Raw genomic sequence first — 24722 nt, forward strand, 5'->3', positions numbered from 1 at the left:
CACCAACCTAACGACCCGACGCTCCCGGTCCGCCCCACTTTTTGGCGTCGGTCCAGACCCGGTGCGCCGCCGAGGCCACCGTCGCTGCGTCGGCCTCCCCATCGACCCACGTCAGCCGAGGGTCGCGACGAAACCAGCGTTCTTGGCGAACAGCGAACTGCCGGGTACGAACGATGGCGGTGCTGACGGCGTTGTCGAGCGTGCGCTCCCCCCGGAGGTGTTCAGCAAGTTCCCGGTAGCCGAGCGCCTGCGCTGCGGTCCTCGACATTGGTTGAGGTCGGTCGAGCAGTGCCCGCACCTCGTCGAGCAGGCCTGCATCCATCATCGCCATGAAGCGCTTCTCGACACGGCGGGCGGTTACATCACGGCCGAGCCTCAAGCCCACCAATACGAACGGGCTCGGCGGGTACGCCTCCAGTCCCGGCCCAAACGATGAGAAGGGACGTCCCGAACCCAGGGTGACCTCCAAGGCTCGAATCACCCGACGCCGGTTGGTGGGCTGGATACGGGCGGCCGCCGTCGGGTCCAGTCCGGCCAACCGGGCGTGCAGCGCCTTGACGTCCGACTCACCTGCTGCGTCGGCCTCGAGTTGTAGCGCCACATCGGGGTATCGACCGGGCAGGCTGAGGTGATCGATCAACGCCTGGTGATACAGGCCGGTGCCCCCCACCACCACGACGTGCGCGCTGCGGGTTGCGATGTCATCGAACGCCTCGTTCGCAGCCCGTTGGAAGCGGGCCACCGAGAACTCCTCGTCAGCATCGACCAGGTCGATCAGGTGATGGGGCACGAGCGCCCGTTCTGCGAGAGAAGGCGTTGCAGTGCCGACATTCATGTGGCGGTACACGGTCATCGAGTCGGCGGCGACCGCCTCGAGCGGCTGGACCAGGTCGGCCAACGCCAGCGTGACCGACGTCTTGCCCGACGCCGTGGGCCCCACCAGCGCCAGAGGTCGCCCGACGCCCTCGGCACCGTCCCACCGGGACGGACCCCAATTCATCTGCCACCTCGCCGCGCTCGGCCGGGAACGACCCACACGTGGATCACAACGACGGAGTGGCAGGAGGAGGCAGGGTTGAAAGGGGCGACGCCCCGTACAGCCTGCGGACCATCCTGAGCTCCGGTCGGGTCATCCGCTCAAGCGTCATGGTCGTCGTCATCAAACCCGATCCTGACCGGTTTCACCACGGCCTCGCCGGCTTCGTCGGAGGCCCGCAGGTCGACCCGCGCGATCAGGCTCCACTCGTTGGTTTCGTCGGGATCGACCAGCCACTGCGTGACGTCCCAATGGTCGGGGCGTTCCTCGATTCGCAGAAATCTTGCACTGCGGGCATCGGCGTCGATGCCGATCGAGTCCCATTCCTCCCAGTAGGGCTCCATCAGGTCGCGCCACCACACGAGATCGTGTTGCTCACCATCATCGAACACCAGCCTTGAGAGCGACCCATGGTCATGGCGGGCCAGTGCCTGCACCCACCGAAACACCTCGGTGCGCACCATCGCCCGAAAGGCCCGCTCGTCGGCCGTGATCGGCGGAGGTGTCGAGGCGATGGCCGCAGCATCGAGCCCATCCGACGAAACCCCATCACCGAGCGCCCCCTCCAACAGCGCATACTCTTCCAGCAGGGACGAGTCGACCTGCCGGATCACGGCACCGACCCATGCGGTGATCTCTTCCAACTCCTCGGTACGAGACTCCTCCGGCACGTTTCGCTGCAGCGTTCGGTACACCTCGGTGAGATAGCGCAGCAGTACGCCCTCGGAGCGCTTCACGCCCAACGAGGTGACGTAATCACGAAAGCCCAAGCCCTGCTCGTACAGGTCGCGGGCCACCGCTTTGGGGCGAAGCCACTCGCCGGTCACCCACGGATGGTGCTCGGAGAATGTGGCCAGCATGGACAACAACTCATCGCGCAACGGTTGAGGCCAGCGGATCTCCCCAAGGCGCTCCTGACGCTCGTCGAAGTCGACGCCCTCCATCTTCATCCGCGTGTAGGCCTCATCGCGAGCCTTCCGTTGCTGAGCGATGAGCACCTGTCGGGGATCGTCCAACGAGGCCTCAACGACCGACAGTACCGACAGTGCGTACTCGGGATCGTCTGGCTCATAGCTGTTCACCACCTCGACGACAAACGGCGCCAGAGGCCGATCGAGTGCAAAGTCAGCCTGTAGATCGCCGTGAACCACGAGGCTGCGACCCTGTGAATCGGGCTCCTCCGACCGAGCCAGAATCCCCGCCTCCTCCAGCGAGGTGATGATTGCCTCCGCCCGGCCAAGCAAAGCCAACTTGGCCCCGTCGCTCTCATGGGAGTGTTCGATCATGCGCCTCAGGGCGGCCTCACCGTCGCCCGGGCGCGACAGCACATGGAGCACCATCGAGTGCGTCATGGCCATCCGGGAGTTGAGCTTTTCAGGCAATGCCGAGCAAAGCCGGGCAAAAGTGTCGTTGTTCCAATGGGCGTAGCCTCGCTCCGGGGCCTTTTTCCTCACGATCTTGCGCAGCTTGGTGGTGTTCGTCCCGGCCTTCTGCTCGGCACGCAGGTTTTCCACGACATGTGGTGGGGCCTGGGCCACGACGTATCCCTCGGTGTCGTAACCCCGACGGCCCGCCCGACCCGCCACCTGGGCGAACTCGCGTGCGGTCAGGATGCGGGTCTCGGTACCATCGTATTTGTACAACTGTGTGAAGATCACAGTTCGGATTGGGATGTTGACGCCGACGCCCAAGGTGTCGGTGCCGCAGATCAGGCGCAGCCACCCCTCCTTGGCCAGGCGTTCAACCAGCAACCGGTATCGCGGCAGCAAGCCTGCGTGATGCACGCCCACGCCGTGAGACAGGAAACGCTTCAAGTCCTTGCCGAAGGGCGTGTCAAAACGGACGCCCGCCAACACCTCGGCCAACTCACGGCGTTCGGCCTTCGTGAGCACGCTGAGTGAGGTAAACGCCTGGGCCTGCTCGGTCGCCGCCTGCTGGGTGAAGTGCACGACGTAGGCGGGCACCCGGTCTGCGGCGATCAGGTCTTCAACGGTTTCGATCAGCGGTGTGGTTCGGTACTCAAAGCTGAGTGGCACCGGTCGTTCCACTCCGGTGACCACCTCGATGCTGCGGCCGGAACGTCCGACCAGGTCGTCTGCCAACCAACCCACGTCACCAAGAGTCGCCGACATGGCGAGCAGCCGGGTGTTGGGCAGTTCCAGGATCGGTACCTGCCAGGCCCAGCCGCGGTCTGGCTCGTCGTAATAGTGGAACTCGTCCATCGTCACGTGGCTTGGTGCGCCGCCGGGCGCTCCGGCCAGCGCCTGGTGCGCCAGAATTTCGGCGGTTGCGCAGATCACCGGCGCATCCGGGTTGATCGTGGCGTCGCCGGTGAGCATGCCGACCGCGTCATCACCCAGCGCCTCACGCAACTGAAAGAACTTTTCCGACACCAACGCCTTGATCGGCGCCGTGTACACCGAGCGCTCCCCCGCAGCCAGGGCGGCCACGTGACCGGCGGTGGCCACCAACGACTTACCCGACCCGGTCGGCGTGGTGAGGATCACGTGGCTGCCGGAAAACAGCGCCAGGATCGCCTCCTCCTGGGCGGGGTACAACTCGAGGCCCTGGTCCGCCACCCAGCCGAGAAACACCTCGAGCGCCTCGTCCTGGCTGGGGTTGGGTGGCAGCTCAAGGCGGGTCACCCGCTGGAGTCTGACAGCCCTTGCCTTGCCTCGTCTCGTTCGGTCTCACAGACGTCCCGCACCCAGCACCCAAGCAGATGATCGTTGGCCACGCCGAGCGACTGCATGGTCGAGTGGACGGTCGTGGGGCCGACAAATCTGAAGCCTCGCTTCTTGAGTATCTTCGAGAGCGCCGTCGCGCCGAGTGGGACCGCCGAAGCATCGAGCATCGAGACGGGCGCCACGTGCTCGGGCTCGTCCCCCGCCGACCACAACAGTTCGGCGAGTGAATCACCTGCGGCCCACAGTTGGATCGCCGCCCGAGCATTGCCCAACGTCGCCTCGATCTTGGCGCGGTTGCGCACAATGTTCGAGTCGGCGAGCGCGTCGGCAACCTCAGCTTCGCCCCACCCTGCCAGCACCTCCGGGTCGAAGCCCTGAAACCGCTCCCTGAAGGCCTCTCGCTTCTTCAGGATCGTCAGCCAACTCAGACCTGCCTGAAATCCTTCGAGGCACAGCTTTTCGAAGATCGCCCGCTCGTCGATGACCGGACGGCCCCACTCGGTGTCGTGGTAGGTGCGGTAGATCTTGGGTTGGACACCCCACATGCACCTGGCGTGGCCGTCCCCGCCGACCGCCAGGTCCTGTCGTGTTCCAGCGCCGGTTTGGAGGATGGCTGTGGCCGTCGCCGCCATCTCGTTCGCCGTGGAGTTGTTGGTGATCGCCATAGGTTCACCCTCCACCGATTTCAGCGCCGATGCCAGCGCATCGCAGGGGCCTCGCACCCCGGGGGGAGCCGACCCGGCGGCACCCGATGTTGGAGACCAAGCACGATCCGTCCAGGCTCGCATCCCAGACCGGCGCCGCCACACGAGCTACAAGAACTGCTCCAGCAGTTGATAGGCGTCGACGGCAAGGGTGTCGGCCGAATCGGCACCGTAGGCCTCGAACAACGTGGGCACCAGCATTGGCCCCATGTTGGAGGCGATCGTGGTGGCTGCGATCATCAGATCGCACCATCGGGAACCCACACCGACCCGGCCTACGTCGACCCAGCCGGCAAACCCGCCGGCGCCAAGGATCAAGTTGGGTAGCGACGGGTCGCCATGGATGACGACCAGGTCGTCGTGATCGTCGGGATCAGTTCGATCCAGGGAGGCCACCAGGGTGTCGAACCCGACGCGGCGGTAGGCATCGTCGAGGTTTTCCGATGCAATGAGTCCCCGCTTCAAGCGTGCCTTGGCCACCTCAAGCCGGGTCGCCCAGTCGCTTCGAAACGGGCAGTCGGCGACGCTGAGGTTGTCGTGCCACACGCGCAGGGCCTTCGCAAAAAGGTCGACGAGTTCCTCCGGGCGGGCGCGCGCCTCCCGTCGGGTGGCATCAAAGCCCGGGATCCGTTCGGTCAGCAGCGTCGCCGTGCCGTCGCCGTGGTCGACGAACTCGATCACCTTCGGCACCGGGGCTCCGGCCATCGCCAACCACTCCAGGCGCTGCGACTCGTCGGCGACGTTGCCCCACGTTGCGTCCTGTCCGATCGGGCCGGTCTTGGCGACGACCAGGACGCCGTCCTCGCGCTCGACGAACTCCACGGTGGTGTCGCTCATCCGGCGCTCACCGGGATGCGCGTGCGATGCACCGGCGAATCGCCGATATCGACGATCTCCCCCACCAGGCTGGTCATTCGGGCCTCCGTGACCAGGGCGCTCACGTAGGTGCCTGGCCGGGGCCGAACACCCGCCGGAGCAGGCAGGTGGATCCGTTTGTTGTGGCGGGTCAGGCCCGTGATCATCGATGGATCTCTGCGTGAGGGACCGGTGACGACCACCTCGTCAACCCGGCCGATACGAGCTTTGTTGGCACGAACCGCCGACCGCTCGATCACCACTCTCAGGCGTTCCATTCGGTTGACCGAGACGGCGTGATCAACGAAGGCAGCGGTCATCTCGGCGGCTTCGGTGCCGGGACGGGACGAATAGATGAACGTGTACGCCGAGTCGAACTGCGCCTCGGCGCACACCTCAAGGGTTGCCTCAAAGTCGGCCTCGGTCTCACCCGGAAACCCCACGATCACATCGGTGGTCAGCGCCAGGTCGTCGATACCGATCCTGGCATCGTGTACAACCCTGAGATACCGCTCGGCGGTATAGCCCCGGTGCATCGCCGCCAGCACCTCGTTGCTGCCGGACTGCATCGGCAGGTGCAGGTGTTCGCAGACCGCAGCGGTGTGGGCCATGGCGGCGATCGTTTCTGCGCGCATGTCCTTCGGGTGCGGGCTGGTGAAGCGAACCCGGCGGATGCCGGGCACCGAGCCGACCGCGCGCAGCAGGTCGGCGAAGAGCGGCCGTGCCCGACCGGACGCGCCCATCGCCTCCCGCTCCGTCAACCACGCCTCACCCACGACGAACTCGTGCGACGGGGTGCCGGCCGGTGCGCCGTCGTGTTCCCCACGGACCCTGAGCGTGAGGTCGCGCCCGTAGCTGTCCACGTTCTGGCCGAGCAGGGTCACCTCGGTCACGCCATCGGCCGCCACCCGACGCACCTCGTCCAGCACGTCGCCGAAGGGACGGCTGATCTCAGGACCTCGAACAGCAGGAACGATGCAGAACGCACAACTGTTGTCGCAGCCAAACTGGATGGTGACCCAGGCGGCCCAGCCTTGCTCCCGCTTGGCGGGAAGTGCCGATGGGAAGGCCTCGTGGTCCGCGGCGGCGGTCGCCTCCAGGATCTCCATCGTCGGACCGTCCCGCCGGGCCGCCTCCAACAGTTCGCTGACACGGCCCACATTGTGGGTGCCCATGACCACGTCGACGTAGGGCGCCCGTTGCTGCACAACCTCGCGGTCCTTTTGGGCAAGACAGCCGCCGACGACGATCTCCAGTTCGGGTCGACGGTCCTTCTCCGACTTGAGGTGTCCCAGCGTGCCGTACAACTTGTTGTCGGCATTCTCACGGATGCAGCAGGTGTTGAGCACCACGACGTCGGCCTCGCTCACCTCGGTGGTCACTTCCAGCCCATCGGCCTCAAGCACGCCTGCGATCCGCTCCGAGTCGTGCTCGTTCATCTGACACCCAAAGGTGCGTACCAGGTATTTCCGAGCCATTTGCCCATGCTAACGGTGCGTCCCCACGTCGAGCCGCGCCTATACTTTTGCAAGCACCGGCGCCGCCTCAGCAGGCACGACGAAACCACGGGCTCTCTGGGCGGACCCGGCATGTACGGGCGTGAGCCGGTTCCGTCCCCCATCCACAGGAGCAGTCACTCATGAGCGGTCGAGCCGTTCGCACCCAGGCCCTCGCAGCCGCCACCAACCGTCCGAGCAGCATCCCACCCGGATCGAGCATCGAGACGCCGTCCGAACTGTTCGGCCGGAACGTGTTCTCAAAGACGGTGATGCAGAGCAGGCTTCCCAAGGGTGTCTACGAATCCCTCCAGGCCACCGTCGACGAGGGGGCCCGACTCGACCCATCGGTTGCCGACGTCGTTGCATCCGCGATGAAGGATTGGGCGGCCGAGCACGGCGCCAGCTACTTCGCCCACGTCTTCTATCCGCTCACGGGTCTCAGCGCCGAGAAGCACGACAGCTTTCTCGACACTGACGGCGCGGGGCTGGCCATCTCCAACTTCTCAGGCGGCTCCCTGGTGCAGGGCGAACCTGACGCTTCGTCTTTTCCAAGCGGCGGCATCCGCGAGACCTTTGAGGCTCGCGGGTACACCGCCTGGGACGTCACCAGCCCGGCCTACATCCTCGAAAACCCAAACGGCAACACCCTGTGCATTCCTACCGCCTTCGTGTCATGGACCGGCGAGGCACTCGACAAAAAGACCCCGGTGCTGCGCTCCCAGCAGGCCCTCAACGTGCAGGCCCAGCGCATGCTGAGGCTGTTCGGCCACGAGGATCCACCGCGGGTCTCGTGTTTCGCCGGTGCCGAGCAGGAGTACTTCCTGATCGATCGCAACTTCTATTTCGCTCGACCCGACCTGATGTCCACAGGTCGCACGCTGATGGGCGCCGCCCCACCAAAGGGGCAGGAGTTCGACGATCACTATTTCGGCGCCATCCCTGAGCGTGTCCTCTCGTTCATGTTGGACGCAGAACGCGAGATGCTGAAGCTGGGTATCCCCACAAAGACCCGCCACAACGAGGTTGCTCCCGGCCAATACGAACTGGCGCCGATCCACGAGGAGGGCAACGTCGCGGCCGACCACCAACAGTTGACGATGTCCACCTTGAGCCGGGTGGCGCATCGTCACGGGTTGGTGTGCCTGCGTCACGAGAAGCCGTTCAAGGGCGTCAACGGCTCGGGCAAGCACGTCAATTGGTCGTTGGGCAACGCAGAGCAGGGCAACCTGTTGAATCCCGGCGACACGCCGCACGCCAACGCGCAGTTTTTGGTGTTCTGTGCGGCGGTGATCCGTGGCGTCGACAAACACGGGGCCGTCATGCGGGCTGCGGTCGCCTCGTCTGCCAACGACCATCGTTTGGGAGCCAACGAGGCTCCACCCTCGATCATGTCGGTGTTTTTGGGTGACCAACTGGCTGACGTCTTCGAACAGGTGGCCCAAGGCGGCGGCGCCACCACCTCGAAGGAGCACGGCACCCTGAAGGTGGGCGCGGACACGCTGCCCCAGTTGCCGAAGGATCCGGGCGACCGCAACCGCACCAGCCCATTCGCGTTCACCGGCAACCGCTTCGAGTTCAGGGCGGTTGGCTCGTCACAGTCGATCTCCGGACCTCTGGTGGTGCTTAACAGCATCGTGGCCGACAGCCTGGACTATCTGGCCACCGAAATCGAGAACGCCGTGGATGGTGGAGCCGACTTCAACGAGGCCGTGCAGGATGTGCTCAAAGACGTGATGACCAAGCATGGCCGGGTGATCTTCAACGGGGATGGATATGCCGAGGAGTGGCAGGTCGAGGCTGCTGCTCGGGGTCTTCCGAACCTCCGCTCCACCCCCGAGGCCCTCGCCGCCTACGAGACCAAGGAGGCTCAGGACCTGTTCGATCGGCTCGACGTGCTGACGCCCCGCGAGTTGCACAGCAGGTTTGAGGCCTACATGGCGCAGTACGTCATGTCGATCGGCGTCGAGGCCCGCTCCACGCTGGAGCTGGCCCGCACCCTGATCTACCCGGCGGTCAAACGATTCCAGTCCAATCTCGCCACGACGGAGACCAACCTGGTGGCGCTTGGTCTCGGTGGGGACACCGAGACCCTCACCCGGGTAACCGACCTGATCGCCCAACTGATCGGCGCCACCGCGCCGCTTGGCCGGGCGATCGAGGGCCTGCCGGGGGATGCCCCAATCGGCGAACAGGGTAACTACTGCAGAGAGGAGATTCTCCCGGCGATGACCGCCGTCCGTGCGGCCACCGACTCGCTCGAGGAGATCGCTGACGACGAGCTGTGGCCGCTGCTGACCTACCAGGAGATGCTCTACATCAAGTAGTCCCGAGCCGGCGCAGTGAGCCCGACCTGATTACTCGAGGACCCGTCGGCTGCGAAGCGGGTGGTCCTTCGGGATCTCCACCAAGACCAGCCGAACACCCTCCGGCGACCTGATCCACCACTCGATCAATCCCCATGGCATGCGCTCAGGTCGCCCGTCATGAGCGACGTCCGCCTGAATCAACCGATCTGATTCGACCATTACGTCCGGCACCTGCAGCCACAACACGAGGCCGGCGGGGTCCGAGCCGTGTCCGCTGAACTCCACCAGCACACCGCCACAGAAGAACGCCACCCCGGTGGCCACCCCTTCGGCACCGTACTCACGGGCCACGCTCAGCCCGAGTGTGTCGCGCCACCACGCAGTCGACGCCGCCAGGTCGTCGGTCCGAACCAAGAGGCGCGAGGAGAGCACATCCACGCTTCGACGATAGCGACCTGACGTGGTCCGGGGCCGAGCATTCGTGCCGAGGTCGACGGAGCGCCCGCTCGGCGGAAGTGGGCCGGCTAGGTTGTCCGACATCGCGACAGAACCTTCAGGCGGCGCGGCCGGCGCACCGTCCAAGCCCGGCCTGCGAGATGCCGCAGCCGCCTTTCGATTTCGCAACTTCCGCCTGTTCTGGATCGGCGCGTTGCTGTCCAACAGCGGCACCTGGGTGCAGAACCTCACGGTGCCCTACGTGGTGTTTCAGCTGACCCATTCGTCCACCTGGGTGGGCATTGCGGCCTTCAGCCAACTGGCACCCATGGCGATGATGTCACCGTTGGGCGGCACCATCGCCGATCGGTTGGATCGGCGACGGGTACTACTCGTCACCCAGGTCGCCATGGGAGTGGTGGCCATCATGATGGGAGGCGCGTGGGTCACCGGCGTGGCCTCGGTGCCGGTGATCATCGGCCTCGTGGCCGTGGGAGGCGTCATCACCGGTATCAACGCGCCCGCATGGCAGGCGTTCGTCTCCGAATTGGTGCCGCGCGACGCGCTCCTCAACGCCGTGACCCTCAACTCGGCACAGTTCAATGCAGCCCGCGCCTTCGGCCCGGCACTTGGCGGGCTGGTGTTGGTCACCCTCGGGCCCGGCCCGGCCTTCTTCATCAACGCCGCCTCCTACGGCGCCGTGCTGGTGGCCCTGGCGTTGATCGCTACGCCCAAACGACCGCCCGTGTCCACGCCTCGCCCCCGCATTCTCTCCGATGCCCGCGCCACCATCGGCTACGTCCAGGACCGCCGTGGCATGTTGGCCTGTTACGTCGCAGTGGTTGCCTTGGGACTCTTCGGTCAACCGATCTTCTCCTTGGTGATCGTGTTCGCCGAGGAGGTCTTTCAAGTTGGAGGTTTGCGATACGGGTTGCTCAGCGCAGCCCTCGGCATCGGGTCGGTGATTGCGGCACCGGTCGTCGCCGGACCTGGTTCTGGAGTTGCAAGAAGCCGGCTGGCCGGGAATTCCATGGTTGTGTACGGCATCGCCCTGGTGTGTTTCGCAGCGGCGCCGATCTACCTGCTGGGGTTGCTCGCACTGCTCATCGCCGGTGGCGCCTACCTGCCGATCGCCGCAACCCTCAACACCACGCTGCAGATCCAGGTGGACGAGGCCATGCGTGGCAAGGTGTTGGCGCTGTATCTCACCCTGTTCACCATCTCGATTCCGGTCGGATCCTTGGTGCAGGGATGGTCCAGCGACGTCATCGGCGCGCGTACCACCGTGATCATCGCCGGGTGCGCCTACCTGGCCGCCACCCTCGCCCTTCGGCGCCCCTCATGGCTGGGGCACCTGGACGACTAGCCCGACCCTTCGATCGGCACCAGCCGCGCGTCCGCCCACCTCGGCATCGCTTGTTCCGGGGGGCCGACCTCGAGCCAGGCCCTCTGCGCGCCACCGGCTGGATCGACATGACCGGGGGCGCTCAGCAGGGATGCGGGGGCACCATCCGGGTTGCGTGTCTCTCGGCTCGTCCAGCCCATCCCTCCGCCAATTGCCGAGGCGATTTGAGTTCGATGCTGCTCCGTGCCGCTCAGCCCAAGGTGGACCGCGTCGCCCAGCACCTTCACCAGATCCTCGGGACGATCCAGGCTGGGGACCCGGGGCACATCAGCCATCAACGGGTCGGCCAGTTGCACCAGCCTCCGCGCCGCTTTGTCCCTTGGATCTTCCAACGCGATCAATGCGTCGGCCAACGCCCAGGTTCGCCAGACGGCGGTGAGCCATTGTGGGTCGCCGTCCGGCGCGGCCACGGCGACACCCCGGTTTGGGTGACGGCGCAGCGCAGCCGTCACCTGAAGGATCATGTCGTCCGTCGGGCCAAGGTGATCCACCGCGAGGACAGCGACAAGGTCATTCGGGTCGACGGGATGCAGATCCGCTCCCAAGCACAAGTCGCTCTCGACAGCAAACGGGTCGATCAGCCTGCGGGCGCCTGCCGCCAGGCCTGCGGCCGGACCACCATCGGCAGGTCGTTCCGAGACGACCTCCACCTGTCGCCCGTCCGGCGACCTGCCGACCGGGGCCCTCCCGGCCGGACGAACCACCACCGTCCGACCGGGCACGGGCGTCGCCAACGCCCAATCGACCAGCCGCACCCCGCCAATCACACACAGTGCCTTGTCGATGCCGCCCAGACGTTGACCCGAACCCCCGGCCACCACCACGAGATGATGTGGTGGTGGTGCCGCATGGCGTTGCATGGTGTGCACTCTCTCATCCCGAGAGGACGCGCACCCCAACGCCTCCGATCCAGAAGAGGCCAGACGGGGCCAGAAGGGGCCAGACGGGGCGACCGTGGCACGCTGGGGGATGCCCAAGAACGCCCGAACTCACCCGGTGACCGTGCTCCGTGGTGGTCACCGGATGGACGGCACCACCGCTGATCGCCTGGCCACCGAGGAACCGTTGGAGCTGCGCCTCGATGGCCGGGTGCTGACCACCACGATGCGAACGCCTGGTGACGACGTTGAGCTGGCTCACGGGTGGCTCCTTGCCGAGGGCATCATCTCCAACGGCGGGGACGTCCGCTCTGCCCAGTTCGACCTGGGTATCGCTGGTGACGATTCAATGAACGTCCTCGATGTCTCGCTGGCACCCGGCATGGATGCGCCACCACCTGAGAGGGAACGCCTGACCACCACCACGTCATCGTGCGGCATCTGCGGTACCTCGGCGCTTGACGCGATCGCCGTCAGCACCAGGTATCCACCCCACGATGACTCCAGCTCGATGACGAGCGACGTGGTCGTCGGATTGCCGGACCTCCTCCGCGCCGACCAATACCTGTTCGACCAAACCGGCGGTACTCACGGTGCCGGGCTTGCAACGTGCGACGGCTCAATGATCGCCGTCCGGGAGGACGTGGGCCGACACAACGCCGTGGACAAGGTCATTGGATGGGCGGTGATACAGAACCTGATGCCGTTGACCGGGCGTGCATTGGTGCTCTCGGGAAGGGCGGGCTTCGAACTGGTGCAGAAGGCCGCCATGGCCGGGATACCAGTGGTGGTGGCCGTTGGAGCGCCCACCGCCCTGGCCGTCGAGGTTGCCAATCACACCGGCATCACCCTGGTGGGTTTCGTGCGAGACCGTGGCGCCAACATCTACTCGCGGCCAGATCGCATCATCGGTTGCGCCGAGGTCGAACGCGGCAAAACCGTCGAGGCCAAGAGCGACGAACAGCGGGGAGAACGGGCTGGAGGTCCGTTCTCCCCGCCGGAAAGCGGGACTGGTGGCTGGCAGGCTCGGGAGTCCCACGTCGGGGGTGGCTGTGAAACCACCACCTGGACCGGAAACCCACCACCGACTGGGATGGCGGCGGGTCTCCGAGATTGAGGGCCGTCGCGGGCGGGACCGCGACGGCCGGAACGTTGCAGCAGGTCAGCTGTCGAGGGCGATCGGCACGTCGTCGGCGTCGGTGAATCCATCGGGGTCGAGGCTGCCCTCGGCATCCTCCGGCTCATCAGGCTTGTCGCCGATGCCCATCTGGTTGCGGACCAACTCGGAGACCTCCACCATGATCTCGGGATTGTCGGTGAGGAACTGCTTGGCGTTTTCTCGCCCCTGCCCCAACTGTTCGCCGTCATAGGTGTACCAGGCACCGGACTTCTTCACGATGTTGAGATCAACCGCCATATCGAGCAACGAGCCCTCACGGCTGATGCCCTGGCCGTACATGATGTCGAACTCGCACTGTTTGAACGGCGGGGCCATCTTGTTCTTGACCACCTTGACCCGGGTGCGGTTGCCCACCACCTCAACACCGTTCTTGATCGCCTCAATGCGACGGATGTCGAGGCGGACCGACGAGTAGAACTTGAGCGCACGACCACCGGAGGTGGTTTCGGGCGACCCAAACATGACACCGATCTTCTCTCGCAACTGGTTGATGAAGATGCAGATGGTGTTGGACCGGTTGAGGTTGGCCGTGAGCTTGCGCAGCGCCTGAGACATGAGGCGGGCCTGCAGCCCAACGTGGGTGTCGCCCATATCACCCTCGATTTCGGCCCGTGGCGTCAGCGCAGCCACCGAGTCGATCACCACCACGTCAATCGCACCGGAGCGCACCAACATGTCGGTGATCTCGAGCGCCTGCTCGCCGGTGTCCGGCTGGGAGATCAGCAACTGGTCGATGTCCACGCCAATTCTGGATGCATAGGACGGATCCATGGCGTGCTCGGCATCGACATAGGCGCAGGTGCCGCCATTGCGCTGCGCTTCGGCCACCACGTGCATGGCGAGGGTGGACTTGCCCGAGGCCTCCGGGCCGTAGATCTCAGTGACACGGCCGCGGGGAAGGCCGCCGATGCCCAGCGCCACGTCAAGCGACAGTGCGCCGGTGGAGATGGCCTCGACGTTCAGGGAGGTCTTCTCCCCCATCCGCATGACCGAGCCTTTGCCAAACTGCTTATCGATTTGGCCGAGAGCCATGTCGAGTGCCTTGCTGCGATCCGGATCATTTGCCATGGTGATCTCCTTGGCGATTGGGGGACACCTGCGGTCCCTGTGCTGTGTGGGTTGTGCTTGGTGTCGACGCTACGGACGGGGTGTGACAACGAAGCCAAACCCTGACGGCCCGGTCATATTCGCTGCTGAGGCCGCGAGCCACAGCTGCTCTCTGCAGGCCGCAGCATTTGCCTGCGGACCGCAACTCTCAGCTGCAAGATGACGTCAGTGTAGTTACGAACGCCTGTTCGGTCAAGCCTCAGCCTCGTCATTCTTGGCCGGTAGCCTCACCCGATATGGAATCCACCGAGCCCACCCACTCCTACAACGCACGCCAGGTCAAGGTGGGAGCCGCCGTCATCAAGGTGATGAGCCGTGTCACCACGTGGTTCTACCGCATGACGAACGGGGTGATCGGCGGTCGATTCCTCAAGGGCACCGACGTCATCCTCGTCACCACCACCGGCCGCCACTCCGGCAAGGAACGCACCGTGCCGCTGCTGTACCTCGAGGACGGAGACGATCTGATCGTGGTGGCGTCGCAGGGCGGAATGCCAACCAATCCGGCCTGGTACTACAACGTCACACAACACCCCGACGTCACAGTGAACCGCCGAGGTCAGCAGGCCGGCATGGTGGCACGAGAGGTCAAGGGGTCCGAACGAGCCGAGCTGTGGCCCCGTCTGGTGGAGATGTACGCCGACTACACCGACTATGCCGCACGCACAGAGCGGACGATCCCGGTGATCAGGCTCAGCCCGGCCTGAGCATCCCAACAGCAGCGGAAAAGGCGGCCGCGCGCTCGCGATAGGTGCCGAGGCGGGGTGGGGTGGGCGCACCGGGAGCAAACAGCACCACGCCACCGGGTGGGGTGCGGTCGGCGGCGATCCGCACCGCCTCAACCAGATCGGCGGCCGATGTTGCCGACACCTCTGCGGATCCTTCGACCCCATCGACCAACCGCTCGCACCAATCCAATCCCGTGTCGGGCAGCCCCACCAGCAGCACCGGCTTCGACGCGGCGACCAGCGCCTGCAACATCGGTTCCAGCGACACGTCGCGAGACTGGCCTCCGATCAGCCAGGTCACCGGCCGGTCGCCGACCGCACCAATTGCCGCTGCGGCCGCAAACGGATTGGAGGCCAACGCGTCGTCGATGTAGCGCACCCCATCGTGTTCGGCGATGGTCACATGCCGAGAGGGCAGTGCCTCGTAACGGTCGGCCAGCTCGAGTAACGCCGCGTCGAGTGCATCGGTCCCCCGCCCGAGAGCGAGGCACAGTTCCTCGGCTGCGGCGACCGCCAGCGCCAGGTTGGAACCCAGGTGCGTTGGAAATCCACGCTCGACCAGCCGCTCCGCAGCCGGGAGGGAGCGCGAGCGCTTCTGAGCGATGCATCGCACCTCGACACCCGAGGTCTCGAGTGATCCCACCGCAACCGGGTCGGCACTGTTGACGAGGACGATGCGCGGCGTCTCGGCGCCTCCGCCGGTGAACAACCGCAACTTGTCGGTGCGGTAGGCCTCGACCGAACCGTGCCAGGTGAGGTGATCGGCGTCCAACGAGGTGAGCACCCCGATGCTGGGGGGGTGATGAGCATCGGCGGCCATGTAGGAGGACACCTCGATCACGGCCGGCACGCCCGATGGCGGCAGGGGCGCCTGCTCCCAGATCGCCAAGCCGATGTTGCCGCCCATCAGGTGTTCGATGCCCAGCAGGTCGAGCAGCTGATCCAGGAGCGACGTCACCGTCGACTTGCCCTTGGTGCCGGTGATCCCCACCACCTCACGGTCGGAGCCGTAGGTACCCATCCACAGGTCGACCGCCGTGGTGAACCGTGCGCCCGAACGCTCCAAGCGTGCGCACACCGGTCCGTGTCTGGGGTAGCCCGGTGCGCGCAGGACCACGACCGACCCTTCGGAGCTGCCCGAACCCCCACGTAACCCGGAGCCGCCTCCCGCTGCTTCAACGACATCGATGGCCAGGGCGGTCGTCACGAGTTCAGCCCCTGCGGCGACCAGCACCAAGCAGTCCGCGTCGGTGACCGCATCAACATCGTCCACTGCCGCGGTGAGCGACGCAGGCCCGGCGCCGCTCACCGCGGCGAGAGCGGCGAGGTTGTCGATCCCCAGCCCCAGCATGAGCACTCGGGCCCCGGCAAGTTCGTCGAGCCGCACGACCGCCCCTATCCCGCCCGGGTTGGGTCGAGACGATCGAGCATCCAGCCCAGGTACGGCTCTGGCACACGGTGCTCGGACGTGGGCGTCATCAAGCTGACAAGGGAGGCCTGGTGCTTTTCGGCATACCGGGTGGCCTCGGCGCCGAGCGCCTGGACCACGGCTGCATTCGCCCACTCTGGCCGGGTGCTCAGCTCCGCCATGGCAGCCGCCGACTCCACCATCTCCCCCACGCACTCGTAGGGCTTCGATTCCTCGTCCCAAAGCTCCCGATAGCCGTCAACCTGCCGCGGATCGTGCAGCGGGCGACCGCCGAAGATCACCTCGAATCGGTCGGACGTCACGTGGGGGGCCAGCATCAGTGACGTAAACCGGCACTTCGGGCAGTTCAAGCACCAGGTGGCATCGGTTCGCTGGCTGGTCTCACGCCAGATGGTGAACGCTTCGTTACAGGAGAGGAAGGCACCAAGTTGGGCCTCATCGGCGACCAGACCCGAAGCGATCGCCACCTCGGTGAACGGCCGCAGGATCGAGAACGTGCGCAACCGACCACCGGTGACTGCGTGCAGCGCGGCCTGGGTGAGGTCCTCCGCCTCCAATGATTTGGCCCATTGGTGATTCACCGGCTCGCCGTGCACCCAGCGAGTGGGTTCGGACGCCGATCGTTCGTTGCCCAACACCACGTCCGAGCAGCCGTGTGCCCGCGCGACCAGTGCTGAGATGGCGGTGACCACAGCCGTGACCGGAATGTGTCCGTTGAGCGCTCCGCGCTGGTTCCAGTTTCGAAGTGACGGATCCAGGCGACGCGTCGCAGTGAGCAACTTCAGCCCAGCGGCGGCCGCCACCCGACGGGGCGCCGCGGTGGCATTGATCGTGAAGGCGACCGCCCGGGTACCCAGCACCGACAGGACCAACGCCGAGTCCTTCCCACCGCCCACCGGAACCAACGGCGTCACCCCAGACCCGTCAGCAGCCAACGCGTCGGGACCAACCATCGAGTCTTTCCCGATCCGACCGAGCGATGCGGATGGGACGGATTGGTCGTCCAGCTGCGACTCCCAGCGTTGAATCAACGGCACCGGAAGGTCGTTGCGAACGGCGAACTCGCGCATGCCGTGGTCGTAGAGCGCCCGGACGAACGCATCCTCGGCCGGGGTGATGGGACCCAGCCCGACCGAGATCATCGTCGGAGCAGCCACCTTGTAATAGCTGGTGCCGGTTGCCAGAGCCACCAGCCGGGCCAAAGCCGCCCATCCGCCGCGCCCGTCTGCCATGAGGTCCACCGGCTTCCCCGGGTCGCCAAGCGCACCAGAATCGTCCGCCGAGGCGGACGGCCGGTTGGGCGGCGGTCCTCTGAAGACAACCTCCTCGGCAAACCGAGCCACCTCGTCGCCCCCTCCAGTGAGCCGGAAATGGGTCACCAGGCGATAGCGGCCGGTGCTGGACCCGACCCCGCCAGCGGCCTTGTCGAGCTCAAAGGTCAGTTCGGGGGTGAGGATCTCGAACCGGTCAACCGTGGCCAGCTCAGGGCACCGATCGGCCAAAATCGCAGCCGGGGTGGTGGTGGTCATGCATCGTCCGTCATCAGCCGGCGGCGCAACAGGTCGAGCACCGAGATACAGGCGAACTCCCGCACCTGCTGACGGCCACCCGGCAGCTTCAGCGTGATCGCCGCCTCGCCGCCCGGCCACACCGCTGCCATGCACACGGTGCCGGGCGAGTGGCCCTCCAACGCGTCAGGTCCTGCCACGCCGGTGGTCGCCAAGCCCACCTCGGTACCCAGGCGAGCGCACGCCCCCCGGGCCATCGCCAGCGCGACGGTTTCGGTCACCACTGGGCCGACGGGCACGTCCAGCAACTGCTGTTTCACCTCCGGGTGGTATGCCACGATGCCCCCACGAAACACCGCTGATGCGCCGGGGACCGACGCCAGGCGCGATCCCAACAGGCCGCCGGTGAGCGACTCGGCCACACCGAGGGTGTGCCCGCGAGCCTCCAGCATTGCCAGCACGGCCGACTCCATGTTGTCGTGGTCGGTGCCAAACACCAGCGGACCCAACAGCGTTCGGAGCCGATCGGCCTCATCGTCGACGATCGAGGTGGCGGTGGCGGTATCGGCCGCTTTGGCCGTGATCCGCACCTTCAAACCCTCCACCCCCGACGCCAGAAACGCGAGGGTCGGGTTTCCCAGCTGGTCGAGCTCGGCCATACGGGGGGCCAACAACTCGTCGAGACCGGATTCTGACTCGCCCCAGGTTCGCAGCGTACGGCTGGCGATGGCCGCCGGGTCGCCGCTGCGACGGGACAGGTCGCTCAACACGTAGCCGCTCAACATCTCCTTCATCTCCCAAGGCACGCCGGGCACGGCGTACACAACGCCCTTTTGCAGCGGAAGTACCAATCCGGGTGCGGTCCCGGGCTGCACCGGGATGAACTCGGCCGACGCCGGCTTGCGGGCCTGGTTGAGGTTGTTCATGGGCATGCGTCGCCCTCGCTCGCCGAACATGGCCGTAATCGTGTCGATCATGGTCTCGTCCTCGTCGAGCTGCTCCCCGGCGAGCTCGGCGAGCGCCTCACGGGTGAGATCATCCTGGGTCGGGCCCAGACCGCCGCACACGATCACCGCATCCGACCGCTCCAGCGCCCGGCTGAGCGTGTCGACGATGCGACCGAGGTTGTCACCAACCTTGGTCTGGAAATGCGAGTTGAGCCCGACCAACGCCAGTTGCTCGCCAATCCAGCTGGAGTTGGTGTCGACGATCTGTCCCAGGAGCAGTTCGGTACCGACTGCGACGACTTCGACGTTCATCTCAGCAACCTACCCAACCGTGCTTGGAGTACCAGATGCCGGCGACGCATCGACCTTGAGTGTCTTCGTCAGCAGCACCACGTCCCGGTCGGACGCTTTTCATGACCAAACTTCGCCGGACCCCGGCGCTATCCGGCCGGGGGCGGATGGGTCGGCGGAGCCGGCGGAGGAGCCGACGCAGGAGGAGCGGGAGGAGCGGGCGGCGGAGCCGATGGAGCCGACGCGGGAGGGGCGGGAGGGGCAGGCGGAGGAGTCGGTGCGCTCTGCCCCGGAGGTGGCCCCCCCGGCGGAGGTGCCTGCCCTACGAAAGGTGGTGGGCCACCGGGGCCGGGTGGGATGCCCGCCGGAGGGGGTGGCTGGGCCCCGAAGGTCGGCGCCGCCGGGGCACCGGGCGCCGCAGTGCTCCAAGCCTGCTGGCCGGGCAGCGGCTGACCCGGTTGCTGCGGGTAGTACCCCCCGCCCTGCCCGCCCTGCTTCTTGGTCCAACTGGAGCGACGGAACAGGGCGATGATCGTGAAGATCAATCCGATGAAGAACAGCCCAAACCCGCCGATAAACGACCCGAAGAACATCGCCGCCGCCACAGCGAACTCGGAAAACGACAGCTCGACGACCGAGAAGGTCTCTCCGGGTGTTCCGTCACAGTCAACCGAGTAATCCTCGCCGTTCACTGTGTCGAACCATCCAACCAGGGCGAACGACTCCCCGTTGACGTCCGCCGACTGCTCGGTGCTCCCCGATGAATCGAAGTTGACCTCACCGCCGTTGACCGAGCAGTTGGCGAACGAGGCGGACGACCACACGGTGAACTGATTCCCGCTTCCGACCACCGACGACGTGCCGGGCAGTTGGACCTTCTCCGTATTGGTGAGGTCGTTGATCGCTCCAAAGAACTTGCTTCCACCAATCACGGCAAATGTGATGCCACCGATGGTGGCGATGACCATCATCACAATGCCGCCGATGAGCATCTTCTTCGGCTTGGCGTCTCCGGCCACGGTTCCCTACTTTCGTCGAGGTCGTCGCCTCAATCTACCCGACCTGCGAGGGTCAGGTCTTGACCGACTCGCCCGTCGTGGACGTCGCCCGGCTTCCCGCAACGACGTACTGCAGTGCCGTGACCCAGGCGATCACGACGCTGGCCCACAGCCAACTGTCGGACAGCCAGCGCCAGTCGGTAAACGTGGGCCACGTGGTCCAACCCACCGCCCCCAGCTGAATGAAGGTTTTCCACTTGGCCAGCTCGGACGCGGGCACCGAAAGGCCGCGTCGGCCCCAGTACGAACGAAATGCAGAGATGCCCAGCTCCCGCACAATCGTCAGAATCACCGCAGCCCAAGGAAACCGACCCACCACAGCCAAGGTGATGAACCCGCCGAGCACCAACACCTTGTCGGCCAGCGGGTCAAGAAAGGCCCCGGACCTCGTGGAACCCTGCTTCCGAGCCAGGTAGCCGTCAACAAAGTCGGTGACGGCGAGCACGAACCACAGCACCAGGAGGCCCCAGGAGCCCAGCCCATCGTTGTCGAGCATCATGGCGAACGCCACCGGCGCCGCTGCGATCCGGGCCAGCGTCACCAGATTGGCGGGGGTCAGCAGCGCCGATGGACCGAACCATTTGGGATGTTCGCTGGGCTGCGGTTCTCTCAACGACTGGTCACCCACCGGTATGGTCGCTCACCGGCACGGCCTCCAAGTCGGGCCCTTCGGCGTCGACAACGAGAACTTCCAGCAGCGAACCGACCGTCAGATCTTCCGGAACCGCGATGATGCCGTCGATTTCGGGGGCCTCTCCGGTGCTGCGCGCAACCCCGGGGGCATCGACCAGCACCTCGATGGTGCGGCCAACCCGATCGAGGCGACGCTCGGCCGTGATGGTCTCAGCCAGTTCGGACGCCTCCGCATGGCGCTCGGCCATCAATTCGGGAGCGACCTGATCCGGAAGGGATGCGGCGTAGGTGCCCGATTCCCGAGAAAATGTAAAGAGCCCACACCAGTCAACCTGAGCGGCCTCCATGAACGCGAGCAGGTCATCGTGGTCCTCCTCGGTCTCTCCCGGGTATCCGATGAGGAAGTTGGACCGAAAGACGGCATCGGGTTCCAGTTCCCTGATGCGTGCGATGCGCTCCAAGAACTGCTCGCCGTCACCCCAACGCTTCATACGGCGCAACACCGGGCGTGACGTGTGCTGTAACGACAGGTCGAAATACGGCACGCCAGTGGACAGGATTGCGTCGATCAGTGCCTCGGTGAGGTCTGAGGGATAGAGGTAGAGCAACCGCACCCAATCGACACGTTGAGACACCGCCGTGAGCAACGGGATGATGTCCCGCTGTCCAATACCCTGATCGCGGCCGTAGGCAGCGAGATCCTGAGCGACCAAGACGATTTCCCTGGCCCTCAGGGTTGCGTCTTCGCCACCACCTTCACGACCCGACGATCGGTTTGACCTGGCGAGTACGTCCACCTCGGCCAGTATCGATTCGATGGTGCGAGATCGTTGCGGACCCCGAAAGCTTGGGATGGCGCAAAATCCGCAGGCCCGGTCACAGCCTTCGGCGATCTTCACATAGGCCCATGGCGAGGTGGAGGGGGGCCGGGGCAGCTCCAGCAGGTCCATATCCGGCACCACCACGCCGGACGAGCTTCCGCCCAGCCGTGACGGTCCCAGCGTGACGCTCACCGTGTCGGTGACCGATCCGGAGGTTTCAGGGGGGCCTGGCGCACCAGTATCCACTGCGCCGAACCGACCGAGTAGGTCCATCCCAAAGGGCGCCACACGGTCGATCTCCGGAATGGCCTCAGCCAACTCGGCACCGGCCCGTTCCGCCAGGCACCCGGTGACCACCAACTCGGCACCTTCGGCTCGGTCCTCGGCCAGCCCCAGCACGGCCTCCACCGACTCGGCCCGCGCATCTTCGATGAACGCGCAGGTGTTCACCACCACCAGCTCAGCCTCACCCGGCCCGGGCGCGGCCTCGTAGCCCGCGGCCAGGAGCGTGCCCTCCAACTTGTCCGAGTCCACCTGGTTCTTCGGACAGCCGAGTGTTTCCAACCAGTAGCGCTTCGACATGAAACCAACAGAGTAGATGGCCCGCCGCAATCTCCCATTTCGGCCGCCATCGGGCGCTTCGGCCGATGGCGGCCGATGGCCGAATCAGAAGTTGCCCGAGTTGATCAGATCCTCGAGTTCCTCGGGTGTCATGTTGACGGTTCGGGCCTTCGAGCCCTCTGAGGGACCGACGATGCTTCGCTCCTCGAGCAGGTCCATGAGGCGCCCGGCCCGGGCGAAGCCAACCCGCAGCTTTCGCTGCAGCATGGACGTGGAGCCCAGCTGGGAACGAACCACCAGCTCCCAGGCCTGCTTCAGCAGCTCATCGTCGTCGTGAGGGTCGGCCGATCCGGCGGTGACCGGGTCGTCGCCCCCGGGGCGTTCGGTCTCGTCCGCGACACCCTCGGTGTAGCGGGCCTCGACGGCGGGTGCCTGTTCCCGCCAGTGCGACACGATGTCGTGCACCTCGCTCTCCTCAACCCAGGCGCCCTGGATGCGCTGCGGGGTTGAGGCGGCCGGGCCGAGCAACAACATGTCGCCACGGCCGACCAGTCGCTCGGCGCCGGTTTGATCGAGCACCACCTTGGAGTCCGTGGCCGACGCCACGGCAAAGGCCATGCGGGCGGGCACGTTGGCCTTGATCACGCCGGTGATCACGTTGACCGACGGTCGCTGGGTGGCGATCACCAGGTGGATACCAACCGCACGTGCCATCTGGGCCAGACGGCAAATCGAGTTCTCCACATCGCGTGCGGCCACCATCATCAGGTCGGACAGCTCGTCAACGACGACGAGTATGTAGCGCATGCGTTCCCACTCGCGCTCCGCCCCCAGAGGCGACGACAGTTTGTCGGCGTCAAAGTTGGAGTTGTATCCGCCAATATCGCGAACCCCCGCCTCCTGAAGCAGGTCGTAGCGGCGCTCCATCTCCCGGACCGCCCAATCGAGGGCGTTGGCGGCCTTCTTGGGGTCGGTCACCACGCTCGTCAGCAGGTGCGGAATGCGGTCGTACTGGGTAAGTTCCACCCGTTTCGGGTCGATGAGGATCAGCCCAACCTGGTCCGGCGTCACCCGCATCATCAGCGAGGTGAGGATCGAGTTGAGGCAGCTGGACTTACCGGCGCCGGTCTGCCCGGCGATCAGCACGTGAGGCATGGTGGCCAGGTTGACCATCACCGATCGACCGGCGATGTCGCGGCCCACGCCAACCTCCAGCGGGGCCTTGGCCTTTGCGGCCTCCGCCGACGTGAGAATGTCGCCCAGTGCCACCACGTCCCGTTCGTCGTTGGGCACCTCCACGCCGATGGCCTGGCGCCCCGGTATGGGGGCGATGATGCGCACGTCGGACGACGCCAAGGCGTACGCGATGTCCCGGTTGAGGTTGGTGATCTTGGACACCTTCACGCCGATGCCCAGCTCCAACTCGTAGCGGGTCACCGTCGGGCCCACCACCATGCCCACCAGCCGGGTTTCCACGCCGTGCTCGGCCAACGAGGCCTCCAGGCGTTGACCACGCTCGGCCACCGCAGCCTCGTCCACCTCCTTCGAACCGCTGCGGCCCAGCAGGTTCATGTTGGGAAGCGTCCACTCCGAACCCTCGGCGGGGCTTAGGTCCATCCTCAGCTGCTCGGGATCGACCGAGTCGTCGATGGGCACCACGACCTTGGGGCGCTTTGGCGGCGAGGCCTGGGCGACGGTCGAGGTGGCCGGCGGGGGCCCGCTGGGGGGCAACTCGGGCGGCACGTCCAGCGCACCGGTTTCCGGGTTGGCATCCTGGTCGAAGAACCGCGCCCGGCCACCGGGCCCGTCCATCACCCGGGTCGGAGCGTTGGGGTCAACGTCCTCCTCGGTCTCGGGTCCATCGAGAATGGCCTCCCGCGGGCCAAGCCGAAACAGCGCGCCCGCAGCATGGCCGATCACGCGCCCCGCCGGCGCCAACGCAACCTTGGCGTCACCAAAGAGGGTTCGCATACGGCGACCGCTCAGCAGCGACGCAGCGAAAAACAAGACCACCGGCATGAGGGCCAATGCACCCCAACGACTGAGCAGCGCGTCCAGGGGGCCGGCCACCAGCCAGCCGAACAGGCCGCCGGCGTTGTCATTGGCGTCGAACACACCCGCCTCACCGATGGACGCAGGCCCGACGATCAGGTGCGCGGCGCCGGCGAGACCGGCAAAACCCACCAGTGCGCCCACCAGACGTCGGCGGGTGCTTGCCGACTCGGCCGGGTCGTCGGCCTCATGGGGGCGAGCGATCAGCCACACGCCCACTGCGGCCATCAGCACCGGCACGACGTAGGCGAAAACGCCCGTGACATTGACGACGATGTCGCGAAAGAAGCGACCCAAAGCGCCAAGTCCACCGTAAATACCCAACCCGCACACGATGGCCACACCGATCAGCAGGGTGCCGGCCACATCGTCGCCGTAACCCTCAAACGCCTCGGAGAACCATCCACTTCGTGCGGCACGTCTTCCCGAACCGGGCTTTTTGGTGTTGCGCGGCCTCGCATTTGGACGAGAGCGAGCCTGTGGCTGCGACGGCGTACGCCCGCGGCTGGTGGCCGTCGAGCGGCCGGTACGTCCCGCCACCGAGGTGGAGCGTGTGGTGCGGGTGCCGCCGGAGCGGTTTGAGGACTTACTGGTAGCCACGA

At 66.0% G+C, this 24722-nt stretch carries 19 protein-coding genes; 4 read left to right on the forward strand and 15 right to left on the reverse strand.

The annotated features are described in order from the left end of the window. Positions 1–7 precede the first annotated feature (7 nt). From miaA to MPARV_RS0101295, 5 genes are all read right to left on the reverse strand, one after another. Entirely contained in the window at positions 8–1000 is a 993-nt protein-coding gene (miaA, locus tag MPARV_RS0101275; RefSeq protein ID WP_012230852.1) for a tRNA (adenosine(37)-N6)-dimethylallyltransferase MiaA, read from the reverse strand. Positions 1001–1137: 137 nt separating this feature from the next. Beyond that, entirely contained in the window at positions 1138–3681 is a 2544-nt protein-coding gene (locus tag MPARV_RS0101280; RefSeq protein WP_020376948.1) for a DEAD/DEAH box helicase, read from the reverse strand. Further along, positions 3678–4355 (reverse strand): DNA-3-methyladenine glycosylase I, encoded by a 678-nt coding sequence (locus MPARV_RS0101285; RefSeq protein ID WP_051011912.1) that lies wholly within the window; start codon positions 4353–4355, stop codon positions 3678–3680. The genes MPARV_RS0101280 and MPARV_RS0101285 overlap by 4 nt, the downstream gene beginning before the upstream one ends. A 180-nt stretch (positions 4356–4535) precedes the next feature. Further along, positions 4536–5264 (reverse strand): phosphotransferase, encoded by a 729-nt coding sequence (locus MPARV_RS0101290; RefSeq protein ID WP_012230841.1) that lies wholly within the window; start codon positions 5262–5264, stop codon positions 4536–4538. Beyond that, a complete protein-coding gene (locus MPARV_RS0101295) occupies positions 5261–6760 on the reverse strand; it encodes a MiaB/RimO family radical SAM methylthiotransferase (protein WP_020376950.1) in 1500 nt (499 codons plus the stop codon). The genes MPARV_RS0101290 and MPARV_RS0101295 overlap by 4 nt, the downstream gene beginning before the upstream one ends. 161 nt (positions 6761–6921) lie before the next feature. Between MPARV_RS0101295 and MPARV_RS0101300 the strand changes: the two genes are divergently transcribed. Further along, the gene (locus MPARV_RS0101300) at positions 6922–9105 is read left to right on the forward strand and encodes a glutamine synthetase III family protein (RefSeq protein ID WP_020376951.1); all 2184 of its coding nucleotides are present in this window, start codon (positions 6922–6924) and stop codon (positions 9103–9105) included. A gap of 30 nt (positions 9106–9135) precedes the next feature. Here MPARV_RS0101300 and MPARV_RS0101305 read toward each other — a convergent pair whose 3' ends face one another. Continuing rightward, on the reverse strand, positions 9136–9525 hold the full coding sequence (locus MPARV_RS0101305; protein ID WP_012230835.1) for a VOC family protein: 390 nt from the start codon (positions 9523–9525) through the stop codon (positions 9136–9138). A gap of 91 nt (positions 9526–9616) precedes the next feature. Between MPARV_RS0101305 and MPARV_RS0101310 the strand changes: the two genes are divergently transcribed. Then, positions 9617–10888, forward strand: coding sequence for an MFS transporter (locus tag MPARV_RS0101310; RefSeq protein WP_020376952.1), 1272 nt, complete (start codon positions 9617–9619; stop codon positions 10886–10888). Here MPARV_RS0101310 and MPARV_RS21945 read toward each other — a convergent pair. Then, complete coding sequence (locus MPARV_RS21945; RefSeq protein WP_157789409.1) at positions 10885–11787, reverse strand: nucleotidyltransferase family protein; 903 nt, start codon at positions 11785–11787, stop codon at positions 10885–10887. The two genes, MPARV_RS0101310 and MPARV_RS21945, sit on opposite strands and share 4 nt — an antisense overlap. A gap of 163 nt (positions 11788–11950) precedes the next feature. Between MPARV_RS21945 and fdhD the strand changes: the two genes are divergently transcribed. Then, a complete protein-coding gene (gene fdhD / locus MPARV_RS0101320; protein ID WP_193788465.1) occupies positions 11951–12922 on the forward strand; it encodes a formate dehydrogenase accessory sulfurtransferase FdhD in 972 nt (323 codons plus the stop codon). Positions 12923–12967: 45 nt separating this feature from the next. Here fdhD and recA read toward each other — a convergent pair whose 3' ends face one another. Beyond that, on the reverse strand, positions 12968–14053 hold the full coding sequence (gene recA / locus MPARV_RS0101325) for a recombinase RecA (protein ID WP_012230830.1): 1086 nt from the start codon (positions 14051–14053) through the stop codon (positions 12968–12970). Positions 14054–14328: 275 nt separating this feature from the next. On the opposite strand from recA, the gene MPARV_RS0101330 reads away from it, so the two are divergent. Continuing rightward, on the forward strand, positions 14329–14799 hold the full coding sequence (locus tag MPARV_RS0101330) for a nitroreductase family deazaflavin-dependent oxidoreductase (protein ID WP_020376955.1): 471 nt from the start codon (positions 14329–14331) through the stop codon (positions 14797–14799). Here MPARV_RS0101330 and MPARV_RS0101335 read toward each other — a convergent pair. The 7 genes from MPARV_RS0101335 to MPARV_RS0101365 all read right to left on the reverse strand — a co-directional run bounded on the left by MPARV_RS0101335 (position 14786) and on the right by MPARV_RS0101365 (position 24720). Beyond that, on the reverse strand, positions 14786–16207 hold the full coding sequence (locus MPARV_RS0101335; RefSeq protein ID WP_020376956.1) for a Mur ligase family protein: 1422 nt from the start codon (positions 16205–16207) through the stop codon (positions 14786–14788). The genes MPARV_RS0101330 and MPARV_RS0101335 overlap by 14 nt on opposite strands. 8 nt (positions 16208–16215) lie before the next feature. Further along, entirely contained in the window at positions 16216–17778 is a 1563-nt protein-coding gene (locus MPARV_RS0101340) for a MurL-like N-terminal domain-containing (protein WP_020376957.1), read from the reverse strand. After that, positions 17775–19016: a competence/damage-inducible protein A gene (locus MPARV_RS0101345; protein ID WP_012230822.1), complete on the reverse strand. Its 1242-nt coding sequence runs from the start codon at positions 19014–19016 to the stop codon at positions 17775–17777. Before MPARV_RS0101345 ends, MPARV_RS0101340 begins: the two co-directional genes overlap by 4 nt. Positions 19017–19144: 128 nt before the next feature. Then, complete coding sequence (locus MPARV_RS25205) at positions 19145–20014, reverse strand: hypothetical protein (protein WP_031276981.1); 870 nt, start codon at positions 20012–20014, stop codon at positions 19145–19147. A 52-nt stretch (positions 20015–20066) separates the two neighbouring features. Then, positions 20067–20666, reverse strand: a complete 600-nt coding sequence (locus tag MPARV_RS0101355; RefSeq protein WP_157789410.1) for a CDP-alcohol phosphatidyltransferase family protein — start codon at positions 20664–20666, stop codon at positions 20067–20069. Positions 20667–20673: 7 nt separating this feature from the next. Beyond that, positions 20674–22089, reverse strand: a complete 1416-nt coding sequence (locus MPARV_RS0101360; RefSeq protein WP_012230816.1) for a MiaB/RimO family radical SAM methylthiotransferase — start codon at positions 22087–22089, stop codon at positions 20674–20676. An 84-nt stretch (positions 22090–22173) separates the two neighbouring features. Beyond that, on the reverse strand, positions 22174–24720 hold the full coding sequence (locus MPARV_RS0101365; protein WP_157789411.1) for an FtsK/SpoIIIE family DNA translocase: 2547 nt from the start codon (positions 24718–24720) through the stop codon (positions 22174–22176). Positions 24721–24722 lie beyond the last annotated feature (2 nt).

The organism is Candidatus Microthrix parvicella Bio17-1, from assembly GCF_000299415.1.
In the GTDB taxonomy this organism is placed as follows: Bacteria; Actinomycetota; Acidimicrobiia; order Acidimicrobiales; family Microtrichaceae; genus Microthrix; species Microthrix parvicella.